Here is a 20,463-nt window from a genome sequence, read left to right on the forward strand (position 1 = left end):
GACAAAGCTAAGCTTTTGGGTTAGCGTGAAAAAAGTAACAACAGAGGACAAGGCATGAGCACCGAAGATCTGATCCTGAAAGTCCGTGAGCTCACCAAGGACGATTTTCCCCAACTCAAGCAACTGATGGACACCGTCTACAAAGACATTGGCGGCTCCTGGCCCAAGCACACCATCGACACCCTGATAGGCCAGTTCCCCGAGGGGCAAATCTGCATTGAAGACCAAGGCCAACTGGTGGCGGTGGCGCTGACGGTGCAGGTGGATTACAAGCGGTTTTCCAACCCCCACACCTATGACGACCTCATCACCAACCGCATGACCATCGCCCACGACGACAACGGCGATGCCCTCTACGGCCTGGATGTGTTTATCGACCCCGAATACCGTGGCTATCGCCTGGGCCGGCGGCTGTACGAGGCGCGCAAAGAGCTGTGCCGCAGCCTCAACCTGCGGGCCATTCTGGCCGGCGGCCGTATCGTTAATTACTGCCACCATGCCGACGAGCTGACCCCGTCCCAGTACATCGAAGAAGTGGACCGCAAAGCTATTTACGACCCCATTCTCTCGTTCCAGCTGGCCAACGATTTCCAGGTAAAAAGGCTGCTGCGCCAATACCTGCCCGAGGATAAAAAATCCCAGGGTTACGCCACCTTGCTGGAATGGTCCAACATCCTGTTTGACCCGGAAGAAAGCACCTTCAGCCAAAAGCGCCAGGTGCGCATTGGCGCCGTACAGTGGCAGATGCGCGAATTTCACAGCGCCGAAGAAGTGCTCAAGCAGGTGGAGTATTTCGTGGACGCGGTGTCGGACTACAAGTCTGATTTTGTTGTCTTCCCGGAGTTCTTCAACGCGCCGCTGATGGGCCTTGCCAACACTGCCCAGCAGCAGGAGGCCATTCGTTACCTGGCCAGTTTCACCGAGCATTTTCGCCAGCAGCTCTCGCAGATGGCGGTGAGCTACAACATCAACATCATCACCGGCTCCATGCCGCTTTTGGAGGGTAAAGAGCTCTTTAACGTGGCGTATCTTTGCCGCCGCGACGGCTCCACCGAGGTGCAATACAAGCTGCACATCACCCCCCACGAACGGCGCGACTGGGTTATTGAAGGTGGCCACAAGGTGCAGGCCTTCGACACCGACGCCGGCAAAGTGGGCATTTTGGTGTGCTACGACGTGGAGTTCCCCGAACTTGGCCGCATCCTTGCCGACCAGGGCATGGAAATGCTGTTTGTGCCGTTCTGGACCGACACCAAAAACGCCTACCTGCGGGTGCGCCACTGCGCCCAGGCAAGAGCCATCGAGAACGAATGTTACGTGGCCATTTGCGGCTCGGTGGGCAACCTGCCCCAGGTGGAGAGCCTTGACGTGCAATATGCCCAGTCGGCGGTGTTCAGCCCGTCGGATTTTGCCTTCCCCCACGATGCGGTGATGGCCGAGGCCACCCCCAACACCGAGATGATCCTGTTCTCGGACTTGGACTTGGACAAACTCAAGGTGGTGCGCTCCGAGGGCTCGGTACGCAACCTCAAAGACAGGCGCCGCGATCTGTTCACCCTGACCCTGCACAAATAACAAGGACCAGCCATGCTTGCCATGACCTTTGCCGCCGCTGCCGCCGTTGGCGGCGCCGCTCCCGGGCCCATCATCAAAGACTTTGGCCCGGTCTATGAGGTAAAAAACGCCGCCCCCATCCCGCTAAACACCCAGTTCAAGGCGGTGTTTGACGTCACCGGCGCGCCAGACCCAGGCGCCCTTTCGCGCAAGCTCGAATCGGTGGCCCGTTACCTCAACATGCACGCCCGCGCCGGCATCAAACCCGAGCGCATGGACTTGGCCATCGTGCTGCACGGCCCAGCCACCCGCCATGCCCTCAATGAGGCGGCCCACCTCAAGCGCTTTGAAGTGGCCGACGGCTCGGCCACCTTGCTGGACGCCTTGGTCCACGCCGGGGTCAAGGTCTATGTCTGCGGCCAGTCGGTGCAGGCCTTGGGCTACCAAGCCGACGAGCTGCGCCCCGATGTCAGCCAGGCGCTGTCGGCCATGACCGAGCTCACGGTATTGCAGCAGCAAGGCTATAGCCTTATCCCCTGAAAAAGGCCGCGAAAGCGGCCTTTTTTAATGGTAAATCATTGCATTAGCGATAGCTCCAGCCAGCTGGGTTAACCAACGCCGCGTTGATAAAGAAGAAGATGGCCACAAGCCGCTTAGGTTAATCCGCGCCCTGACGCCACGGCTGCCCGCCCCTTGGAACTTGTGCTAACGTATGAATCGAACATAAGTACGATAATCGCACATAGAGGTATGCAGCATGTCCATCGTGGCCGTTATCGGCGCCGGTACCATGGGTACCGCCATTGCCGCCCTGCTGGCTGGTAGCCAGCACCAGGTTACCTTGATTGACCCCATCCCCGAGGCGTTGGCCAGGGCCAAAGCCCGCCTGCCGGATACCGTTAATTGCCAGGCGGTGCTTACGGCTGCGGCCGATGCCGAGGTGGTGATTGAAGCGGTGCCTGAGCAAATAGGCCTTAAACAGCGCATTTTTGCCGAGCTGGAAAAGGCAGTCAGCACCCAGTGCATTTTGGCTACCAACACCTCGGGGCTGTCAGTTAACGCCATCGGCGAGGCCCTTAGCCACCCCGAGCGCTTGGTGGGCATGCACTTTTTTACCCCTGCCGACATCATTCCCCTGGTGGAAGTGATTCGCCACCGGGCCACCACCGACAGCGCCGTTGAGAAGGTGCTGGCCCTGCTGCAAGGCTTGGGTAAAAAGCCGGTGGTGGTGCAAAAAGACATTCCCGGTTTTATCGGCAACCGCCTGCAACATGCCCTGGCCCGCGAGGCCATGTCGCTTTTGGAAAAAGGCGTGGCCAGCAGCGAAGACATCGACTTTGTGGCCCGCTGGGCCCTTGGGGTGCGGCTGGTACTGACCGGGCCTTTGGAGCAGCGCGACGTAAACGGCCTTGACGTGCACCACGCCATTGCCGGTTACCTCTATGAAGACCTTGAAAACACCACCTCGCCCCTTGCCATCCTCTCGGACAAAGTGGCCCGCGGCGAGCTGGGGGTAAAAAGCGGCCAGGGCTTTTACCCCTGGCCCGAGCCACAGGCCAGCGAGGCCTCTGCCACCCGCGCCAAACGGCTGGCCGCCTTGGTGCAATGGCTGGATGACCAGGGGGCCTAAGCCCCCTTTTCTTTGCCTTATAAAGACCCTTTTCGTATAGTGGGCGGGTTTTTACCGGCCCGGTTGCCGGCTCACCTACAGAGCAAGCTTGATGTTCAAAGACAATCCGCTGTTGGCCCAGCTTAAGGCCGAGATCCGCGAAAACCTCAAGACCGTGGAAGGCACAATCAAAGCCTCGGACAAAGGCTTCGGCTTTTTGGATGCAGACGGCAAAGAATCCTATTTCGTACCGCCGCCCTACATGAAAAAAGTCATCCACGGTGACCGGGTACGCGCGGTGGTGCGCAGCGAAAAAGACAAAGACGTGGCCGAACCCGAGGCCCTTATTGAGCCGTTCTTGACCCGCTTTGTAGGCCGCATTCAGCAGCGCGACGACCGCCTCTACGTGGTGCCGGACCACCCAGTTATCAAAGACCGCATCCGCTGCCGCCCCGCCAAAGGCGTGAAGGGCGAGTTCACCAACGGCGACTGGGTGGTGGCCGAGCTAAAGCGCCACCCGCTCAAGGGTGACATGGGCTTTAGCGCCGATATCATGGAAAAAATCGCCGGTACCGGCGATGGCTACGCCCCCTGGCATGTCACCCTGGCCCGCCACAATCTGCAAAAGTCCGCCCCCGAATTTAACGGCGAGCTGCACCTGATTGATGGCCTGGAACGCCAGGACATGACCCACATTCCCTTTGCCACCATCGACGCCGCCTCCACCCAGGACATGGACGATGCCCTGTGGATTGAGAAGGTCGAAGGCGGCTACCAGCTGTGGGTGGCCATTGCCGACCCAACCGCCTACGTGGTGGCAGGCTCCGAGCTCGACAAAGCCGCCGAGCTGCGCGCCTTTACCGTTTACCTGCCGGGCAAAAACGTCACCATGCTGCCAGAAGTGCTGTCTGACGATCTGTGCTCCCTCAAAGCCGGTGAAAAGCGCCCTGCCCTGGTGGCAAACCTGTTTGTGGCCGACGACGGCACCCTGGGTGACAACACCGAGTTCACCCCGGCCTGGATTGAGTCTCGCCACAAGCTCGTTTACAACAACGTGTCTGACTGGCTGGACGGCACCGGCGACTGGCAACCGGCCAATGAAGACGAAGCGGCCACCATCAAACTGCTGCGCGACTTCACCGAAGCCCGCACCGCCTGGCGCCAGGCCCACGCTCTGGTATTTGGCGACCGTCCCGATTACCGCTTCGAGCTGGACGAAAACGGCAATGTGGTGACCGTACACCGCGAAGAGCGCCGCATCGCCAACCGCATTGTTGAAGAGTCCATGATCGCCGCCAACGTGGCTTGTGGTGAATACCTGCGCCGCCACGGCGGCATCGGCGTTTACAACGTGCACAACGGCTTTGAAGACGAAAAAATCGAAGACGCCAAAGCCCTGCTGGCCCAGCATGAAGTGCCGGTTGACATCGAGCAGGTACACACCCTCGAAGGCTACAGCGCCATGCGCCGCTGGCTCGACGGCAACAAAAAGCAGTTTTTGGACGGCCGCCTGCGCCGCTTCCAAAGCTACGCCGCCATTACCCTGGAAGCCGGCCCCCACTATGGCCTGGGCCTTACCGCCTACGCCACCTGGACCAGCCCCATCCGTAAATACGGCGACATGGTTAACCACCGCATCATCAAGGCCATCCTTGAAGGCAAGCAGGTGGCTAAGCCCGACGACCGCCTGGCCGAGCATCTGTCCGAGCACCGCCGCCTCAACCGCCTGGCCGAGCGCGATATGGGCGACTGGCTGTACGTGCGCTGGCTGGCCCCGCAAGCCGGAGCTGACACCCAGTTCGACGCCGAAGTCATTGATGTAAACCGTGGCGGCATGAAGGTGCGCCTGGTGGATAACGGCGCCGTGGCCTTTATCCCCGCCTCGCAGATCCATGACGTAAAAGACGAGCTGGACGTTAACTTTGAAGCCGGTACCGTGCTTATCAAAGGTGAAGAGAGCTACAAGCTCGCCGACATCATCAAGGTGCAGCTCACCGAGGCCAACGAAGAAACCCGCTCACTGGTGGCAAAGCCCGCCAAGTAAGCAAGCCAATATGAAAAACCGGCCTTTTGGCCGGTTTTTTTGTTGCCCGAAAAGAGAAAGGGCGTTTCACAAAGACGGGGAACCCAAGCCTTTGCCCAGCGTCATAATGAGTGACCTCCATTGCCTAGGAACGCAGTATGGACAATGATGCTAACCGCCTGATTGACAGCCTTTTTAGCCGCATTAACCAGGCCGAACAACAAAGCGGCAGCCGCGACGCTGCTGCCGAGTCGCAAATCAACAAACACCTTATCGCCCAACCGGCGGCGCCCTATTACATGGCCCAGACCATCATCATGCAAGAAGCCGCCCTCAAGCAGCTCAAAGCCAAGGTTGAAGCCCTAGAGCAGCAGCAAAGCCAAAGCGCCCCCGCTTCCGGCGGCTTTCTGGCCGGGCTCTTTGGCGGCGGCCACAGCCAAAGCCAAAACGCCCCGCAGCCCCAGGCAGCATCAAGCTGGAACCAAGCCGGTAGCGGCCCGCAGCCGGGCAACAACGCCTACAGCCAGCCCCAACAGCCCGCCGCCAGTGGCTGGGGCCAACGCGCCCCCAGCTTTTTGGGTGGCGCCCTGCAAACCGCCGCAGGCGTGGCCGGTGGCGTGGTGATTGGCGACATGCTGATGAACATGTTCAGCCACCACAACCCCACCGAAATTGTCGATATCATCGATGAAAGACCTGCAAGCGACCCCAGCGCCGCCAATAACCTGGGCGGCGACGACGCCGCCACCGACCCTGGCAACAGCGGCTTTGACAACAGCTCGGACGGCTTTCAAAACCAGGATAACGGCTTTGGCCAAGACAACGGTTTTGGGAACGACGACTACGGCAACGACGACTTCGGCGGTTTTGACGACGATAGCTTCTTCTAACCCCTCCCCAAAAGGCAGCCCAGGCTGCCTTTTTCATACCCTGGTCTTTTCCCCTGTTTACCACACCACTTCAATGGGTTAGCTTATGCAAGCGCAAGGCTTTTAAGGCTTTAAGTCTATATTTATGCCTAACGCTAATTTAAATTAAATGTCTATTCCATTGAATATTTCAAGTCATCACATTTGCATCCGCATGCTAAATTGTTAGACTTCACCCTTACCAAGGGAGCTGAGGGATTAGCAAAAAATGAATAAGGAAAGTCTTCCCAAGTTGCTATCATGGGCCTCCCTATTAACCATCTTAATAGTCATATCATTTTATTCTTTAGGCTCAGATACCATGACCATCTTTGCAAAGAAAGTTCCCATAAATCTGTCACCCGAGATCAATGGCGTTATCAAAGAGAAAGGTAAGCCTGTGGCTCATATTGAGGTAGAGCGCTCAGTTTATCTCAACTTCACCGGCGACTACTATACCGATAAAGCTTTGACTGACAGCGATGGGAAATTTCACTTCCCTGAAAAAACCATCGAGTTAAAAAAGCCATCCAGCATAACTACTGTGGTTAAACGCCACGAACTTTACGTTGAATATAAAAATAAACACATTCCCATATGGTTTATGAATATTCATACGCTAAACCCAGTCAATGTTGTAAGCGAAAAACTAAAAAAATTAAATTGTGATCTGGAGAACCAAGAGCAACAGTTTGATTTTGAAGATAGTGAATATCCGGCGAGCACTTTTTCAACCCTCACCCTGTGTCGATGGAATGACAATTAATTGGCAACTAAACAAAAGGAGTTGTTATGCCCTCTGTTACCCCCAGAGTAGCCTCGCAGTTAGCTCTACTGACATACGACATTGAATCGGCAGACCGTTATGGTAACTACCGCTTTACCGTACCTCCCGAAACGGCTCGTGCATTTGAGATAGACGCTAACCCTGTACTGGGGCAGTCAGGTTTTGCACTTCTTCGCAAAAAGCTGGGATTTTGCCTGGTTGGCAAAGGCATTGGAGCCTATGAGGGCGACCATGTGATTGCCCTGCGTGGCACCAACCCTGGCAACATAGTTGACGTACTCACCGATCTTAATATCGGCGTAACCACTGCTGAGAATGGCTCATTGGCACATTATGGTTTTGTGCATACTTTTGATTCTTTCAAGGCCACCTTGAAGTCGTATTTAGATAAAAATCCTGGCCGAGGCACCATCCATTGTATTGGCCACAGCTTGGGCGGTGCCCTTGCTACCCTGACAGCCGATTGGGCAAAAAAAGAATATCGTCGCAAGGTAAAACTCTACACTTTTGGTTGTCCAAGAGTTGGCTATTCAGGCTTTGCCCGTAATGTGACTGCCAATATTGATAAAATTTATCGTTGTACTCACGGTGCCGATCCTATTACGAAGGTGCCTCTGTGGCCCTTTTATCATACGCCCTATCAAGGTAGTGAATACCGATTAGACGGCTCTACCGGCTTTCGTGGTGCCGCTCATAAAATGGCCGCCGACGGTGTGCCGGGCTACCTCAACACCGCCAATAAGAGTGATTGGGATAGTGTAAAGATAGAGGCGGATAATTTTTTAAGCCGTCCAGTACAGCTTAATTACGAGAACCGTTATCAAGCCTTTTGTAGCGGCACATGGTCAGACAAGATCTCCGCCTTTTTGTTGCAAATACTGAAAGCTGCGGGTGTTACTTTCCAGTTTGCTTTAACCTCTGGCTTCTCAATTTATGATTTCCTTGCTCAACGCCTAGAAGATATTGCCAAGCTGTCAGCCAAATTTGCAAAAGATGTAAAAGCCCTACTTGGTCATATGTTGGCATTTGCTGGCCGCTTCGTGGATATCACTATCGAATTCACCAGCAAATTTATCCGTTGGGTGTTCGACATTATGCTCAAATCTCTTGGCCGTTTGGTCAAGCAAGCTCTGAAATAACCACAATAAAAAGAGTATCTACCCGCCTGATAGCCAGTGGCGGTGACCAGGGCGCCCCGTCTTATAAATGCGAGCTGGGGCCAACGCGCGCCCAGCTTTTTGGGCGGCGCCCTGCAAACTGCCGCAGGGGTGGCCGGTGGCGTGGTGATTGGCGACATGCTGATGAACATGTTCAGCCACCACAACCCCACCGAAATTGTCGATATCATCGATGAAAGGCCCGCAAGCGACCCCAGCGCCGCCAATAACCTGGGCGGCAACGACGCCGCCACCGACCCTGGCAACAGCGGCTTTGACAACAGCTCCGACGGCTTTCAAAACCAGGATAACGGCGTTGGCCAAGACAACGGTTTTGGGAACGACGACTACGGCAACGACGACTTCGGCGGTTTTGACGACGACAGCTTCTTCTAACCCCTTCCCCAAAGGCAGCCCAGGCTGCCTTTTTCATACCCTGCTCTTTTCCCCTGTTTACCACACCACTTCAATGGGTTAGCTTATTCAAGCGCAAGGCATATATGGTCGTTTTATTTGGGCATGTGCCAAGCAAAGCGCCATGTAGGGAAGACGGGGACAAGTGATAACAAGGACGCTATCAGCATGTGGGGGCTGTAACCCAGGGGCGGTAGCGTGTCTTGGATGTGTCTGGCGGCACGACTGATTGTTAGCGGGGGCGCCCAGCAGGCACGGTACTTTTACTCGGCCCATCTTTGGGCCTAGCCCTAACGGGCCATCGTCGCAGCACGCCGATATTCAAAATCGTTCCAGACGCTTTTGTGAGGACAAAAGTACCCAAAACCCAGCCCCACGCTTCGCTTTTCCTTCGCCTCTGGTCGTTCTCAGGACATCGGGCTCGTTTATCTCGGCCAGAGATAGTTAACTCACTCAGAATAAGTGATTTATCAGATGGTCCGACTTCAACATAAGACGCCGGTCCGATTAGCAAAAGGAGCCAGCGCGTTTTTTGCGCAGCCGCTTTGAAAGGGACTGATACATTCGTCCTGTAAAAGAACGAATTGCACTTATTCGGAACAGTGGCCTAATGATTGAAAACGAGCCGGCTTCATAACTATTGTTATATTTCATAGAGGTTTAGCTTGAATATCGACAAAGCTATCGAATTGGCACTGGAGAATGTCCGAAAAGAAGGGCTTACGGATATTTTTCCCACACCTTTCGAGGTGTCACTGCTGAAGAATGAACAGTTTCGGGCATTTTTATCTACTCAGGTTAAGTCTCGAATAAATTCAAACTCTTTGTCTGGCTTGAAGGTGCATCCAATTAGTCACGTCCTTTTTCCGAAGAAGGATGCCTATGACTTTCGTCGCGCAGCTCTAATTCAACCTGTCGATACAATCGCATATCTCGCACTAGTCCTGATGTACGCTGATGTTATCGAAAAAAATCGTATAGAAAAACGAAATAAGGTTGTCTTTTCATACAGATTTAAACCCAAGGGCGGCTACCTATTCGATCCGAAATTCAACTACACATCTTTTCAAGCACATGTTGCAGATCGGCAAAAAAGCCGTAGGGCAAAAGTTCTTGTTAAATGTGATATTTCAAATTTTTATGATCGACTTAATCTTCATCGGCTTGAATCAACACTGCTAAGCCTTCCCATTGATACTAAGCTTGTTAAGCTAACTAACGAATTACTGTCGTTTTGGGCAAATCGAGATTCATACAGTCTGCCAATTGGCGGCAACGCAAGTAGAATATTAGCCGAAGCTTCTTTGATCGCAGTAGATGACTATTTACGGTCGTTAAAAGTAAAATTTTGCAGGTTTGTAGATGATTATCGTCTTTTTGCCCCTGACGCGAAAACGGCCCATGCTTGGTTAACCATTCTAGTAGAAAGGTTATATTTAGAGGGGCTAACTGTAAATCCATCAAAAACGGTTATCGAAGATGTTTCGAAAAAAACGAGATCTTCATTTGCTATCGCCGAGGAAGCTAGGCAGGTTGCCAATGAATTGCGTCAAGGGCGCATAATTGTCGGTTATTCTGGAACTATTCCTACAAAATTCAGAGAGCTATCTGATCGAGAAACTACAGAATTAAAAGAGGCAGCAACCGAAGAATTAGAAGGGAAAATTACAAAAAACCAGATCTTGCAGCCTGATGATGTTAGAAGATTCCTCCGAATTGTTGTTGCTAGCGGTGACTACAGTAAATTATTCTTATATCAATCATTGGTTGAAAAGTTTCCTCAGTTTACTCCCTTGCTTATCGACCTTCTTATCAAAAAAGAGAACCTTATTCCTGACATACTAAAAGAATCAATAAAAACATATTTCTCTGATGTATTGTCAGAAGGTGTTAAATATCCGGAGTACATGCTGATTTCTATAGTTAGGCTTTTGGGTACAAAAGGGTTTTCAAATACTGCTGCGTTAATGGAGTTGTTTCGCAGCTTAAGAAGAAATTCTGGGGCTTATATTGGCCGCGCGGTGTTAGATGCTCTTTCCGGAAACACAATAAGAACCGATGTGCTGGAAATAAGGCAATACTACCCGAGGGCTGATCTGTGGGAGAAAAGGGCGATTATTCGAATAGTTGATTCCACACTTCCCGAGGAAGAAAAGCGTCCTTGGCTCAAGAACGTGAAAGTACATACATCTGAAGACTATTTTGCCATTGAGTCGTTCGATCCGAAGAAGGCAAAAAAATGAAAGAAAAAGAAAGGACATCCATCTTCTATCTTCTATCTTCTATCTTCTATCTTCTGAGTGTTGAAGCATAAGGATTTACTTATCATCCGATGTGATGATAACGAGCGCATGTCTCGCATAAAAAAGACCGCTCGCTTTTGTGGTGCCTTTCTTGGTGTTTACAAACTATCTAAAGGAGGATCAGTAGGTTAATCTTTTAATGCCGACTGATCATATGAGTGAAAGCGAGCACGTTCGCTAATAAAACTGTTATACGCATATCAAATGTCGGAGTAATAAATCATGGGAGTATATTTGCAAAATATATCTCAACTAAGTTTTTGGCTAACTGTTTTTACAACTGCAACATTCGGTATATTTTTAAAATGGTTTTTTATTCACGTAAAAGATTCATTCTTAAATATGATCAAGCGAATAAAAATTAAAGAGTTAAAAAAAATTAAAAGCATTAGGTTTAATTACAGTGCAGTTACTTACCAAATTTCTAAAACACATAGCTTAATGCTTCTTTTTTCTGGCTTATGCATATTGTATTTTTACATTCTGGGAAGTTCCCAAAATAACAGTGCAAGTGTGATAGTGATTTTAATAAAAACACTGCCATTGTATATTATTGAAATTTGGTATATTAACCAAATTTCCTTTACCAAAAAGCTAATGGTTAAAGTTGGTAAAATACGTATAGCTAAGCGCTGAAAATACGGACAAAAAAGCTGATTTGTGCTCGTTCCTCGCAAAATTTAGCCAATAATTTTATGCCGTTTAACGCGGCGCTGGGGGATCCCCTCATAAATCCACCCTGCCAGCCTGATGTACCCAGAGAATATAGTGGCGTATTGCCCAGTGGATTTGCTTGGCCGAGATAGCGTAATCGTTCGGTCTTTTCCGCACTTCACGGCCCAAGCGCAGCAGCGATAATACCGGTCGGTGGCGCAAGGTATTGCGCCTGAAAAAATAACACGGGACACCCATCTTCTGAGCAACCAAAAGTCTAAATAGCTGTGCCGAATAGTAGATCACCTTGGGCAGCCTACGAAGCCCCTGTTTTCGCGGGCTGTAGCGATATAGGGTGGCTCACAATTAGGAACAGTTATTTAGCTCTTCACATTGCATCGACAGTGCGGTATTCATCAGCCTTAGAAGGTATTTCCTTCATCCGGCAGCGTGTTTTTCTATTAAGGATACTTTTATTTTTACAGCCACTTAAAAAACTACATAGCAGTTTTATCGGGTGAAAATCAACTAAAAAATGTGGGAACGAAATGACCATTTTGACAACTCCAGAGCTTGCTGAAAAATTGGCAGGTGGAGATTCTTATATTCGAACAAAGGACAAGATCGTGAAAGGTTTAGCTATTACCACAGAGCTAAACCCCGAAGCACCTGAAATTATTGTTGTGGGAGATGGCACTCGTATCAAAGCAAATGCCAGGTTATTTTTAGAACAACAAGAATATGTACCTGTTTATCTGAAGCAGGCTGTGAATGCTTGGAAGTTCTTGGGAAAATATAAGGCAGATAGATATTCTCAAGATCCAAAAGTCATCGAAAAGCACCGACAGCATCGCCCAACTGAAAAAGTAGACGGGATACTATTTCTTTCTGCTGAGGTTAGTTATGAAGTCGATGTAACATCCGGCCGTTTTCCTGATCCAGAGAAACGTAAAAAGGTTGAGCTTGCAGCGATTGAGCATGTCGTAACCCACTATGAGAGCCAGGGTTATTCTGTCTCTGACCGCCAGAGTGACAATTGCGGTTATGACTTGTTTGTCGAAAAGGGTAAAACTGTTCTAAAAGTTGAAGTCAAAGGTACATCACTTGATGAGCAACGCTTTTTCCTTTCCAGAAATGAGCGCGTAAAGTCAGTTGATCCACAGTGGCGTTTAGCTATTGTTTCGAATGCTTTAGATAGTCCAGAGTTATCCGTATATAACACTGAAGAAATGGAAAAGGCTTTCGATTTCGAGCCTTTATGCTGGGAATGTAGAAAACCGAAAACATAACAATCGCATTAAGGGTGGACTGGACCTTACCCGCTTCACCAAACACGCATCACTCACTCACTGAGAGTAAGTCGCTGCCCGTCTATAAAAAACCCAGCAACACACCCTTAAACTCAACAATTTGGTAAGCACGGTTTTTTAAATCACTGCAGACCTAAACTGAAATTGGCCAAGGCAGACATAAGAAAGCCCCTTTACGGGGCTTTTTTATTTACCGGCTACCTACCGGCACCATGATGTGGGCGTAGGGGGTGCCCTTCCACATCACATAGGGGCCGCCGTTTGCCGGATCTGTGGGTAGGGCGTCCAGCATGGCCTTGTCAGGGGTGATGATCATCAGGTGCGGCCCTTCCTTGATCCATTGATTGTCGGCCGTTGGCCCTTCGGCGAAAGGGTCGGTGTTACTGGCACCGCCGTCACCGGCCAGCATGTAGGAAATGCCGATGGCTTTGGCGGTAAAGGGCTTTTTATTCATCCAGGCGTCCGCCCATTCCATCCAGGGGGCGTCCATGCACATGGGGGCGGTTCCCTGCAATTGCGGCGGCGTGGGGAAGCAGGTGTAGCCGCTATCTCCCTTTTGCAGCACGTTTTTGTTCCAATCCACCACCGTGACCTTATCGCGAAGGGTGGGCGGCGCCGCGCTAAGGGCGTCTTGCAGTAGGCTGGCGCTGTCGTCGCCGGCATAAACCGGCAGCAGACAACCACTGGCGACCAGGGTGGAAGTAAGCAAAATCATTTTAGTATTCATGGTGTTGCCCCAATTATTCCAACCGGAAAATGGCGCAACTAAGTGTAGTTAAGGAAATTTTAGCGATTTATAATATAAGCCTTCTAGCGCGCCGCTTTTTAGCGCAGAAGCCTCTATTGACTGGTCGCCTTTCACCCCTTTGCCGCTGGCTCCCCCCTACACTCAACCCGCTATGCTTGGCTCAGATTTGGTGACATTTATGGATTCTCTCAAAATGCCCTCATTACTGACGCTACAAGGCAGCTGTCTGTGCGGCGCCATTGGCTTTGAGGCAAAAGGCGCCTTCACCGGCTTTTATCTTTGCCATTGCCAGCATTGCCAAAAAGACACCGGCTCGGCCCATGGCGCAAACGTGTTTTTGGAGGGTGCCACCATAGAGTGGCTAAAAGGCGTGGCGGCGCTCACCACTTATACCCTGCCCGGCACTCGCCACAGCAAAAGCTTCTGCCAGCATTGCGGCTCGGCGCTCCCCACCCTTAATGGCAGTGATTTACGGGTACCTGCCGGTTGTTTGGATAAGGCCCCGCCCCTTACCCCCAGCGCCCATCTTTTTACCGCCAGCATGGCTCAATGGGAGCCGGCCCTTGGCGACATACCGCGCTTTAAGGCGCTGCCTTAATAGGGCGCGGCCCGCCTTGCATTTCACGGCCCATCTACGGTTAGATAACAAAAACGCTAATCCAAGGGTTTGTTATGGCAATCAACGCGACGCTTCTTGGCCAGTTTCTGGCGGTATTCGTTCTGGTGATGGGAGTGCTCTGCTACTGGGTTGCCCGTGGCAAGGTTAAAAACCCGGTGGTTGCTGGAATCCTTGGGGCCATTGCATCGGTATTACCGGCCGCTGGCCTGGTGTATTTGGCCATCTTATTGTTCAAAAAAGACCTGCCCCGCGCTGAGGCTGCCCAATGAAGACCATCGGCCTGATTGGCGGCATGAGCTGGGAGTCTACCGCCAGCTATTACCGCGCCATCAACGAAGGCGTAAAAGAGCGCCTTGGCGGGCTGCATTCAGCCAAAATCGCCCTCTACAGCCTGGACTTTGCCGACATTGAATCGCGCCAGCACCAAGGGGATTGGGCCGGTACCGCTACCTTGCTGCAAGATGCGGCCAGCAAGGTGCAAGCCGCTGGCGCCGAACTGGTGCTGATTTGCACCAACACCATGCACAAGGTGGCAAGCGACATAGAAGCGGTGCTTGACGTGCCACTGCTGCATATCGCCGATGCCACGGCAAAAGTGTTAAAGGCCAAAGGCATCAGCAAGGTGGGCCTGTTGGGCACCGCCTTTACTATGGAGCAGGATTTTTACCGCGCCAGGCTGACCGAAGGCTTTGGTATAGAGGTGCTGACCCCACCGGCGCCGGAGCGCGCCCTGGTGCACCAGGTTATCTACCAAGAGCTTTGCCAGGGCACCATTAACCCAGACTCCAAAGCCCAGTACTTTGGCATTATCGAGGCCCTGGCCGCCCAAGGGGCCGAAGGGGTGATCCTTGGCTGCACCGAGATTGGCCTCTTGGTAAACCAGGCCGACACCCAGGTGGCCCTTTTTGACACCGCCCTTATCCACGCCCAGGCGGCCGTTGACGCAGCCCTTGGCTGACACCAAATCTCGACACTTTGTTAAACAAAAAGCCCGTATTCAGCAGCCGGAGCTGTGGCTATACTGCCTGCCTTGTTGATTGACCCCCTGAACTATGGCGCATTCAAAAAAAGGGCTGCGAGCGGTAGCCATGCTGGAAGCCTCCAAAGGCATACTGGCGTTGTTGGTGGCCATCGGCCTGCATACCCTGGCCGGTAAAGACGTGGCCGGGCTGATGGAAACCCTGGTGCATCGCATGCACCTGAGCCCCGACGACAAAATCACCTCCCTCTTTATGGACCACCAAGGCTGGCTGACCGGCCCCAATGTCAGCCTGTTTGCCCTGGCCGCCTTTGGCTATAGCCTTATCCGCTTTGTGGAAGCCTATGGCCTGTGGCGCAGCTACACCTGGACCGAATGGTTTGCCCTGTTGAGCGGCGCCATTTACCTGCCCTTTGAGATTTACGAGCTGTGCACCCGCCCCGGCTGGCTGAGCCTGGTGGTGTTTTTAATCAACATCGTGGTGGTGAGCTACATGGCGTTTGTGCTTAGGGAAAACAAGAAAGGCCATGACAAAACAATGCCTTGATGATAAAGGTGCCAGTAAAATCCTGGCGCTTTCAAGGACGGTTTCCCATGCCCTACCCCCTGTTTGTGGTCGATGCCTTTACCCGCAGCCGCTTTGGCGGTAACCAGGCCGCGGTAATGCCCCTGGCGGCCTGGCTGCCAGAGGCGCTGATGCAGGCCATCGCCACCGAGAACAACCTCTCCGAGACCGCCTTTGTCGTCAAAGACGATAACGGCGTTTTTCATATCCGCTGGTTCTCGCCCCTGGCCGAAATCGACTTTTGCGGCCACGCCACCCTCGCCAGCGCCCATGTGCTGTTTGGCGAGAACCCACAGGCAAGCCGCTTGCGGTTCTATGCCAAGGCTGTGGGGGAGCTGGTGGTCACCAAGGGTGACGAGGGGCTGATTGAGATGTCCTTTCCCAACCGGGCGCCCCAAGCTTGCGAGGCGCCGGCGGCACTTCTGGCCGGCCTTGAGCCAAAGCCCCGGCAGGTGCTTAAAAGCGCCCAGGCCTATTTTGCGGTGTACGGCAGCGAAGCTGAGGTACGCGCTTTAAAACCCGACCTTGAGGCCCTTAAGACCCTGGCCCCTTTTGATGTGGTGGCCACCGCCCCAGGCGATAGCCACGATTTTGTCTCCCGCTATTTTTGGCCCGCCAATGGCGGCGCAGAAGACCCGGTAACCGGCTCCATTCACGCCGGGCTCACCCCTTACTGGGCCGAGCGCCTGAGTAAAGCGGCGCTGCACGCCTTTCAAGCCTCGGCGCGGGGCGGCGAGCTTTTTTGCCGCCTTGAGGGCGAACGGGTGCTGGTGGCGGGTTATTGCGTCAGTTACCTCAAAGGCAGCGTAGAGCTGGGAGAGGCGCTGTGAACAAGGTGGCCATTGTTACCGGTGCCAGCCGCGGCATTGGCGCCGCTACCGCCAAATTGCTGGCAGCCCAGGGCTACAAGGTGTGCGTTAACTACCTGAAAAACCAAGCCTCCGCCGACGCCGTAGTCGAGGCTATTCACGCCCAAGGGGGCGAAGCCATCTGCTGCCAGGCCGATGTGGCCGAGGCCAGCGAGGTCAAGCGCCTTTTTGACCAAACCGAAGCCCAGCTTGGCGCCGTTACCCATCTGGTGAATAACGTTGGGGTGCTGTTCGAGCAGGCGGCCTTTAAAGACATTTCCCTGGCGCGCTTTGAAAGGGTGCTCAAAAGCAACCTGGTGAGCTGCTTTTTGTGTTGCCAAGAAGCCATCAAGCGCATGCAAACAGGGGCTATCGTCAATGTCTCGTCGCTCGCCGCCCGCAGCGGTTCGCCCTTTGAATACGTTGATTACGCCGCCTCCAAAGGCGCCATGGATACCCTTACCCGAGGCTTGGCCCTGGAGCTTGCCGGTAGCGGCATTCGCGTAAACGGGGTGCGCCCGGGCTCTATCGACACCGACATCCACAGCGACGGCGGCGAGCCGGGCCGGGTTGCGCGCCTGGCGCCGCAGATCCCACTTCAGCGTGGCGGCACCGCCGAGGAAGTCGCAGAGGCCATAGCCTGGCTGCTTGGCGAGCAATCCCGTTATATCACCGGCACCTTTATCGACGTGGCAGGCGGCCGCTAGCCCCCTGCCATAAGCCATCAACGAAGGATTACCGTATGGCCGTTATCACCTGTATCGAGGACTTAAAACGCATCTACCGGCGCCGCGTGCCCAAGATGTTTTATGACTACGCCGAGTCCGGCAGCTACACCGAGCAGACCTTTCGCGACAACTGTGATGATTTCGCCCGCATTCGCCTCAAGCAAAAGGTGGCGGTGGATATGTCTGGGCGCAGCACCCAAAGCCAGATGCTGGGCCAAAAGGTAACCATGCCGCTGGCGCTAAGCCCAGTGGGCATGACCGGCATGCAGTGCGCCGACGGCGAGATAAAAGCGGCGCGCGCCGCCGAAACATTTGGCGTGCCCTACACCCTCTCCACCATGTCGATTTGCTCCATCGAAGACGTGGCAGCCCACACCCAGCAGCCGTTTTGGTTTCAGCTTTACGTAATGCGCGACCAGGACTTTTTGGCAGCCATTATCGAGCGCGCCAAAAAGGCCGGTTGCTCGGCGCTGGTGCTGACCCTTGATTTACAGATCCTCGGCCAGCGCCACAAAGACCTTAAAAATGGCCTCTCGGCGCCGCCCAAACTCACCCTGCCGACCATGCTCAACCTCGCCACCAAATGGGGCTGGGGCTTACAAATGCTGCAAACCAAGCGGCGCTTTTTCGGCAATATCGTCGGCCACGCCAAAGGGGTAACCGATGCCTCATCCCTGATGAGCTGGACCGCCGAGCAGTTCGACCTCAAGCTCGACTGGGACAAAATTGCCGCCATCCGCGACATGTGGGGCGGCAAGCTCATTCTCAAGGGCATCCTTGATGAAGAAGACGCCCGCCGCGCCGCCGATTTTGGCGCCGATGCCATCATCGTTTCCAACCACGGCGGCCGCCAGTTGGACGGGGCGCTGTCCAGTATTCGCATGTTGCCAGCCATCATCGAGGCGGTGGGCGGCAAAACCGAGGTGTATCTCGATTCCGGCATTCGCTCCGGCCAGGACATCCTCAAGGCCATGGCCCTGGGGGCCGACGGCTGCATGGCCGGGCGCGCCTACATCTACGGCCTGGGAGCCATGGGCGAAGCGGGGGTCAGCAAGGCGCTTGAGGTAATGCACAAGGAACTGGATATCTCCATGGCCCTTTGCGGCGAGCGCCAGCTAAGCGAGATTGGCCGCAAAAACCTGTTGATACCCAAAGGCTTTTTTAACGCTTACGAGTAACAAGGATAAATGCAGTGAAAAGGATATTACTGCCGGCCTTACTGGCCCTTGCCGGGTGCAGCGAGCAGCCCGAGCCCCAAGCCTGCCAGGGATTGGCAGCCTGCGCCGCCCAAATGCAGCAACGGGTGGTAAGCCACGCCGACTGGGTTTGCCACCCGGAGCTGGCCCAATACCTAGTAGTGGTGACGGTGCGCCTTGATCGCCAGGGCCAGGCTCTCGGCCTTGGTGTCAGCCACAGTAGCGGCAACAGCATGGTGGATAACCAATCGCTAGAAGCGGTGCAGCAAAGCCTGCCACTTTATGAGGTCAGTAGCCTAAGCGATGCCGATTTTGCTGAGGCGTCCGAGATAAACTTCACTTTTGCCGGTCTCGACAGATAAGGACTTGCGCCAGATCAGCACCTTGCCTGACAGGCTATGCTGAACTGGCGTTTTCAAGGAGCCAAGCCATGCAAACCGCCGCCGACATCATGACCAAAAACTTGGTCACCCTGCCGCTCACCGCCAGCCTCAAAGACGCTCACGCCATTACCCGCGACAAAGGCATTCGCCACCTGCCCATCATGGAGGGCGAGCAGTTCGTGGGTATGCTCACCCAAAAGCGGATGATGGGCGCCGTTATCAACCTGCTGGCTACCTATGGCGCCAACGCCCTGGAGCGCCGCGAGGGGCAAACCCCGGTACGCGAGTTGGTGGAGGTGGATTGTGCCACCGTTACCCCCGACACCCCGCTGCTGGCGGTCACCGATTTTTTTCTCAAGCACCGCCACGGCTGCCTGCCGGTGGTCGATGAAAACGGCAAGCTGGTGGGCATGCTCACCTCGTCGGATTTTGTGCGCCTGTGCCGAAACTTACTGGCAAGCCTTGCCTGACTTTACCCAAAAAGCCCTGGGCGCTAGGGTAGAAGTCTTTGATTTGGCAAGGGAGCGCCCGTGTTTGAGAAGCTGGCCTTTTTAAAACATTCCTTCCTCGGCAACCCCCTTTACGACTGGGCCGCCGCACTGACCATGGCACTTTTGGTGTTACTGGTGGCGATGGTCGTCAAATGGGTTATCAAGTCTCGCCTCGGCAAGGCGCTGGGGCATTTTGACAACCGCTTTGCCCGCATTCTGTACCGGGTGCTGGCCGCCACGCGCTTTACCCTGGTGCTGCTCTTTGCGCTGAGTTTTGCCCTGCATTATTTGGAGTTTCCCAAACGGGTTGAGGGCATTCTCAAAGGCGTTACCGCCCTTACCGCCTTTATCCAGCTCGGCATGTGGCTGACCTCGGCCCTTTATGCCGCCGTTGAGTCTACCCGCAGCTCCGGCCGCTTTGACAACAACCCCGGCGCCATGACCAACGTGGCGGCGTTTCGCTTTATCGGCGCCATGGTGGTGTGGACGCTACTGCTGCTGTTTATGCTCGACAACCTTGGTGTCAACATCTCGGCGCTGGTGGCGGGCCTGGGGGTGGGCGGCATTGCCGTGGGCCTGGCGGTGCAAAATATCCTGGGCGATCTTTTTGCCTCGGTCTCCATCGTGGTGGATAAACCCTTTGTGCTGGGGGATTTCATCGTGGTGGACCAATTTAGCGGCACGGTGGAGAGCATCGGCCTGAAAACCACCCGCATCCGCAGTTTGTCGGGGGAGCAGATTGTCTTTTCCAACAACAAGCTGCTGGGCATGGAGATCCGCAATTACAAAAGGATGCGCGAGCGGCGCATTTTGTTTCGGTTTGGGGTGACCTACCAAACCCCCGCCGATCAGCTGGAGATGCTGCCAGGGATGGTCAAAGACATTATCGAAGCCATCGACACCCTGCGCTTTGACCGCGCCCACTTTTGCAACTTTGGCGACAGCTCGTACGACTTCGAAGTGGTGTACTGGGTCACCCTGGCCGACTACGCCAGTTACATGGACGCCCAGCAACGCATCAACCTACAGATGGTGCGCCGCTTTGCCGAGCACGGCATCGACTTTGCCTACCCCACCCGCACCCTTTTTATCACCCAAGAGCCGCCGCCAGACACCGAGCAGGCGCCGCCCAATCCATCCTGACTTTACCCCGGCCACACCAAGGCGTTAGGGTGTGGCCACCTTTG

Annotated in this window: 22 protein-coding genes; 21 read left to right on the top strand and 1 reads right to left on the bottom strand. The window is 53.9% G+C overall.

The features are described 5' to 3' along the window. Positions 1-54: 54 nt before the first annotated feature. The 11 genes from EDC28_RS03240 to EDC28_RS03290 all read left to right on the top strand — a co-directional run bounded on the left by EDC28_RS03240 (position 55) and on the right by EDC28_RS03290 (position 12,698). Positions 55-1,575: a bifunctional GNAT family N-acetyltransferase/carbon-nitrogen hydrolase family protein gene (locus tag EDC28_RS03240; RefSeq protein ID WP_050660380.1), complete on the top strand. Its 1,521-nt coding sequence runs from the start codon at positions 55-57 to the stop codon at positions 1,573-1,575. 12 nt (positions 1,576-1,587) lie between these two features. Continuing rightward, on the top strand, positions 1,588-2,094 hold the full coding sequence (locus EDC28_RS03245; RefSeq protein ID WP_050660379.1) for a DsrE family protein: 507 nt from the start codon (positions 1,588-1,590) through the stop codon (positions 2,092-2,094). Between the two features lie 217 nt (positions 2,095-2,311). Further along, positions 2,312-3,184, top strand: a complete 873-nt coding sequence (locus tag EDC28_RS03250) for a 3-hydroxyacyl-CoA dehydrogenase NAD-binding domain-containing protein (RefSeq protein WP_050660376.1) — start codon at positions 2,312-2,314, stop codon at positions 3,182-3,184. A gap of 91 nt (positions 3,185-3,275) precedes the next feature. Further along, positions 3,276-5,207, top strand: coding sequence for an exoribonuclease II (locus tag EDC28_RS03255; protein WP_123420656.1), 1,932 nt, complete (start codon positions 3,276-3,278; stop codon positions 5,205-5,207). 137 nt (positions 5,208-5,344) lie between these two features. Next, the gene (locus EDC28_RS03260; RefSeq protein WP_123420657.1) at positions 5,345-6,076 is read left to right on the top strand and encodes a DUF2076 domain-containing protein; all 732 of its coding nucleotides are present in this window, start codon (positions 5,345-5,347) and stop codon (positions 6,074-6,076) included. A 340-nt stretch (positions 6,077-6,416) separates the two neighbouring features. Beyond that, on the top strand, positions 6,417-6,860 hold the full coding sequence (locus EDC28_RS03265; protein ID WP_123420658.1) for a DUF6795 domain-containing protein: 444 nt from the start codon (positions 6,417-6,419) through the stop codon (positions 6,858-6,860). 26 nt (positions 6,861-6,886) lie between these two features. Next, positions 6,887-8,020: a lipase family protein gene (locus tag EDC28_RS03270; RefSeq protein WP_123420659.1), complete on the top strand. Its 1,134-nt coding sequence runs from the start codon at positions 6,887-6,889 to the stop codon at positions 8,018-8,020. A 36-nt stretch (positions 8,021-8,056) separates the two neighbouring features. Continuing rightward, entirely contained in the window at positions 8,057-8,434 is a 378-nt protein-coding gene (locus EDC28_RS03275) for a DUF2076 domain-containing protein (RefSeq protein WP_123420660.1), read from the top strand. Positions 8,435-9,117: 683 nt separating this feature from the next. Beyond that, positions 9,118-10,695, top strand: coding sequence for an RNA-directed DNA polymerase (locus tag EDC28_RS03280; protein ID WP_123420661.1), 1,578 nt, complete (start codon positions 9,118-9,120; stop codon positions 10,693-10,695). Positions 10,696-10,977: 282 nt separating this feature from the next. After that, positions 10,978-11,391, top strand: coding sequence for a hypothetical protein (locus tag EDC28_RS03285; RefSeq protein WP_148049797.1), 414 nt, complete (start codon positions 10,978-10,980; stop codon positions 11,389-11,391). 566 nt (positions 11,392-11,957) lie between these two features. Next, positions 11,958-12,698, top strand: coding sequence for a protein NO VEIN domain-containing protein (locus EDC28_RS03290; protein ID WP_123420663.1), 741 nt, complete (start codon positions 11,958-11,960; stop codon positions 12,696-12,698). A 211-nt stretch (positions 12,699-12,909) separates the two neighbouring features. Here EDC28_RS03290 and EDC28_RS03295 read toward each other — a convergent pair whose 3' ends face one another. Continuing rightward, the gene (locus tag EDC28_RS03295) at positions 12,910-13,446 is read right to left on the bottom strand and encodes a hypothetical protein (protein ID WP_050658535.1); all 537 of its coding nucleotides are present in this window, start codon (positions 13,444-13,446) and stop codon (positions 12,910-12,912) included. Between the two features lie 199 nt (positions 13,447-13,645). On the opposite strand from EDC28_RS03295, the gene EDC28_RS03300 reads away from it, so the two are divergent. The 10 genes from EDC28_RS03300 (at position 13,646) to EDC28_RS03345 (ending at position 20,419) form a co-directional block, all read left to right on the top strand. Further along, positions 13,646-14,065, top strand: a complete 420-nt coding sequence (locus tag EDC28_RS03300; RefSeq protein ID WP_244946532.1) for a GFA family protein — start codon at positions 13,646-13,648, stop codon at positions 14,063-14,065. A 74-nt stretch (positions 14,066-14,139) separates the two neighbouring features. Then, positions 14,140-14,355, top strand: coding sequence for a hypothetical protein (locus EDC28_RS03305; protein ID WP_123420666.1), 216 nt, complete (start codon positions 14,140-14,142; stop codon positions 14,353-14,355). Beyond that, on the top strand, positions 14,352-15,044 hold the full coding sequence (locus EDC28_RS03310; RefSeq protein WP_123420667.1) for an aspartate/glutamate racemase family protein: 693 nt from the start codon (positions 14,352-14,354) through the stop codon (positions 15,042-15,044). The genes EDC28_RS03305 and EDC28_RS03310 overlap by 4 nt, the downstream gene beginning before the upstream one ends. 94 nt (positions 15,045-15,138) lie before the next feature. Beyond that, positions 15,139-15,612 (top strand): DUF2127 domain-containing protein, encoded by a 474-nt coding sequence (locus tag EDC28_RS03315; protein ID WP_050658538.1) that lies wholly within the window; start codon positions 15,139-15,141, stop codon positions 15,610-15,612. A gap of 47 nt (positions 15,613-15,659) precedes the next feature. After that, the gene (locus EDC28_RS03320; RefSeq protein ID WP_123420668.1) at positions 15,660-16,460 is read left to right on the top strand and encodes a PhzF family phenazine biosynthesis protein; all 801 of its coding nucleotides are present in this window, start codon (positions 15,660-15,662) and stop codon (positions 16,458-16,460) included. Next, positions 16,457-17,185, top strand: coding sequence for an SDR family oxidoreductase (locus tag EDC28_RS03325; RefSeq protein WP_123420669.1), 729 nt, complete (start codon positions 16,457-16,459; stop codon positions 17,183-17,185). Before EDC28_RS03320 ends, EDC28_RS03325 begins: the two co-directional genes overlap by 4 nt. 35 nt (positions 17,186-17,220) lie before the next feature. Continuing rightward, positions 17,221-18,384 carry an alpha-hydroxy acid oxidase gene (locus EDC28_RS03330; protein ID WP_050658541.1) on the top strand — a complete coding sequence of 388 codons (1,164 nt, stop codon included), beginning with the start codon at positions 17,221-17,223 and terminating at the stop codon, positions 18,382-18,384. A 14-nt stretch (positions 18,385-18,398) separates the two neighbouring features. Continuing rightward, positions 18,399-18,764 carry a TonB C-terminal domain-containing protein gene (locus EDC28_RS03335; protein ID WP_123420670.1) on the top strand — a complete coding sequence of 122 codons (366 nt, stop codon included), beginning with the start codon at positions 18,399-18,401 and terminating at the stop codon, positions 18,762-18,764. A 68-nt stretch (positions 18,765-18,832) separates the two neighbouring features. After that, positions 18,833-19,255, top strand: a complete 423-nt coding sequence (locus EDC28_RS03340; RefSeq protein ID WP_123420671.1) for a CBS domain-containing protein — start codon at positions 18,833-18,835, stop codon at positions 19,253-19,255. 60 nt (positions 19,256-19,315) lie between these two features. Beyond that, positions 19,316-20,419, top strand: coding sequence for a mechanosensitive ion channel family protein (locus EDC28_RS03345; RefSeq protein ID WP_244946533.1), 1,104 nt, complete (start codon positions 19,316-19,318; stop codon positions 20,417-20,419). Positions 20,420-20,463 lie beyond the last annotated feature (44 nt).

Source organism: Gallaecimonas pentaromativorans (assembly GCF_003751625.1).
Lineage (GTDB): Bacteria > Pseudomonadota > Gammaproteobacteria > Enterobacterales > Gallaecimonadaceae > Gallaecimonas > Gallaecimonas pentaromativorans.

Excerpts from the sequence above, each read along its gene's own strand:
- EDC28_RS03240 (WP_050660380.1), top strand. The coding sequence starts at position 55 with ATGAGCACCGAAGATCTGATCCTGAAAGTCCGTGAGCTCACCAAGGAC.
- EDC28_RS03245 (WP_050660379.1), top strand. The coding sequence starts at position 1,588 with ATGCTTGCCATGACCTTTGCCGCCGCTGCCGCCGTTGGCGGCGCCGCT.
- EDC28_RS03250 (WP_050660376.1), top strand. The coding sequence starts at position 2,312 with ATGTCCATCGTGGCCGTTATCGGCGCCGGTACCATGGGTACCGCCATT.
- EDC28_RS03255 (WP_123420656.1), top strand. The coding sequence starts at position 3,276 with ATGTTCAAAGACAATCCGCTGTTGGCCCAGCTTAAGGCCGAGATCCGC.
- EDC28_RS03260 (WP_123420657.1), top strand. The coding sequence starts at position 5,345 with ATGGACAATGATGCTAACCGCCTGATTGACAGCCTTTTTAGCCGCATT.
- EDC28_RS03265 (WP_123420658.1), top strand. The coding sequence starts at position 6,417 with ATGACCATCTTTGCAAAGAAAGTTCCCATAAATCTGTCACCCGAGATC.
- EDC28_RS03270 (WP_123420659.1), top strand. The coding sequence starts at position 6,887 with ATGCCCTCTGTTACCCCCAGAGTAGCCTCGCAGTTAGCTCTACTGACA.
- EDC28_RS03285 (WP_148049797.1), top strand. The coding sequence starts at position 10,978 with ATGGGAGTATATTTGCAAAATATATCTCAACTAAGTTTTTGGCTAACT.
- EDC28_RS03290 (WP_123420663.1), top strand. The coding sequence starts at position 11,958 with ATGACCATTTTGACAACTCCAGAGCTTGCTGAAAAATTGGCAGGTGGA.
- EDC28_RS03295 (WP_050658535.1), bottom strand. The coding sequence starts at position 13,446 with ATGAATACTAAAATGATTTTGCTTACTTCCACCCTGGTCGCCAGTGGT.
- EDC28_RS03300 (WP_244946532.1), top strand. The coding sequence starts at position 13,646 with ATGGATTCTCTCAAAATGCCCTCATTACTGACGCTACAAGGCAGCTGT.
- EDC28_RS03305 (WP_123420666.1), top strand. The coding sequence starts at position 14,140 with ATGGCAATCAACGCGACGCTTCTTGGCCAGTTTCTGGCGGTATTCGTT.
- EDC28_RS03310 (WP_123420667.1), top strand. The coding sequence starts at position 14,352 with ATGAAGACCATCGGCCTGATTGGCGGCATGAGCTGGGAGTCTACCGCC.
- EDC28_RS03315 (WP_050658538.1), top strand. The coding sequence starts at position 15,139 with ATGGCGCATTCAAAAAAAGGGCTGCGAGCGGTAGCCATGCTGGAAGCC.
- EDC28_RS03320 (WP_123420668.1), top strand. The coding sequence starts at position 15,660 with ATGCCCTACCCCCTGTTTGTGGTCGATGCCTTTACCCGCAGCCGCTTT.
- EDC28_RS03330 (WP_050658541.1), top strand. The coding sequence starts at position 17,221 with ATGGCCGTTATCACCTGTATCGAGGACTTAAAACGCATCTACCGGCGC.
- EDC28_RS03340 (WP_123420671.1), top strand. The coding sequence starts at position 18,833 with ATGCAAACCGCCGCCGACATCATGACCAAAAACTTGGTCACCCTGCCG.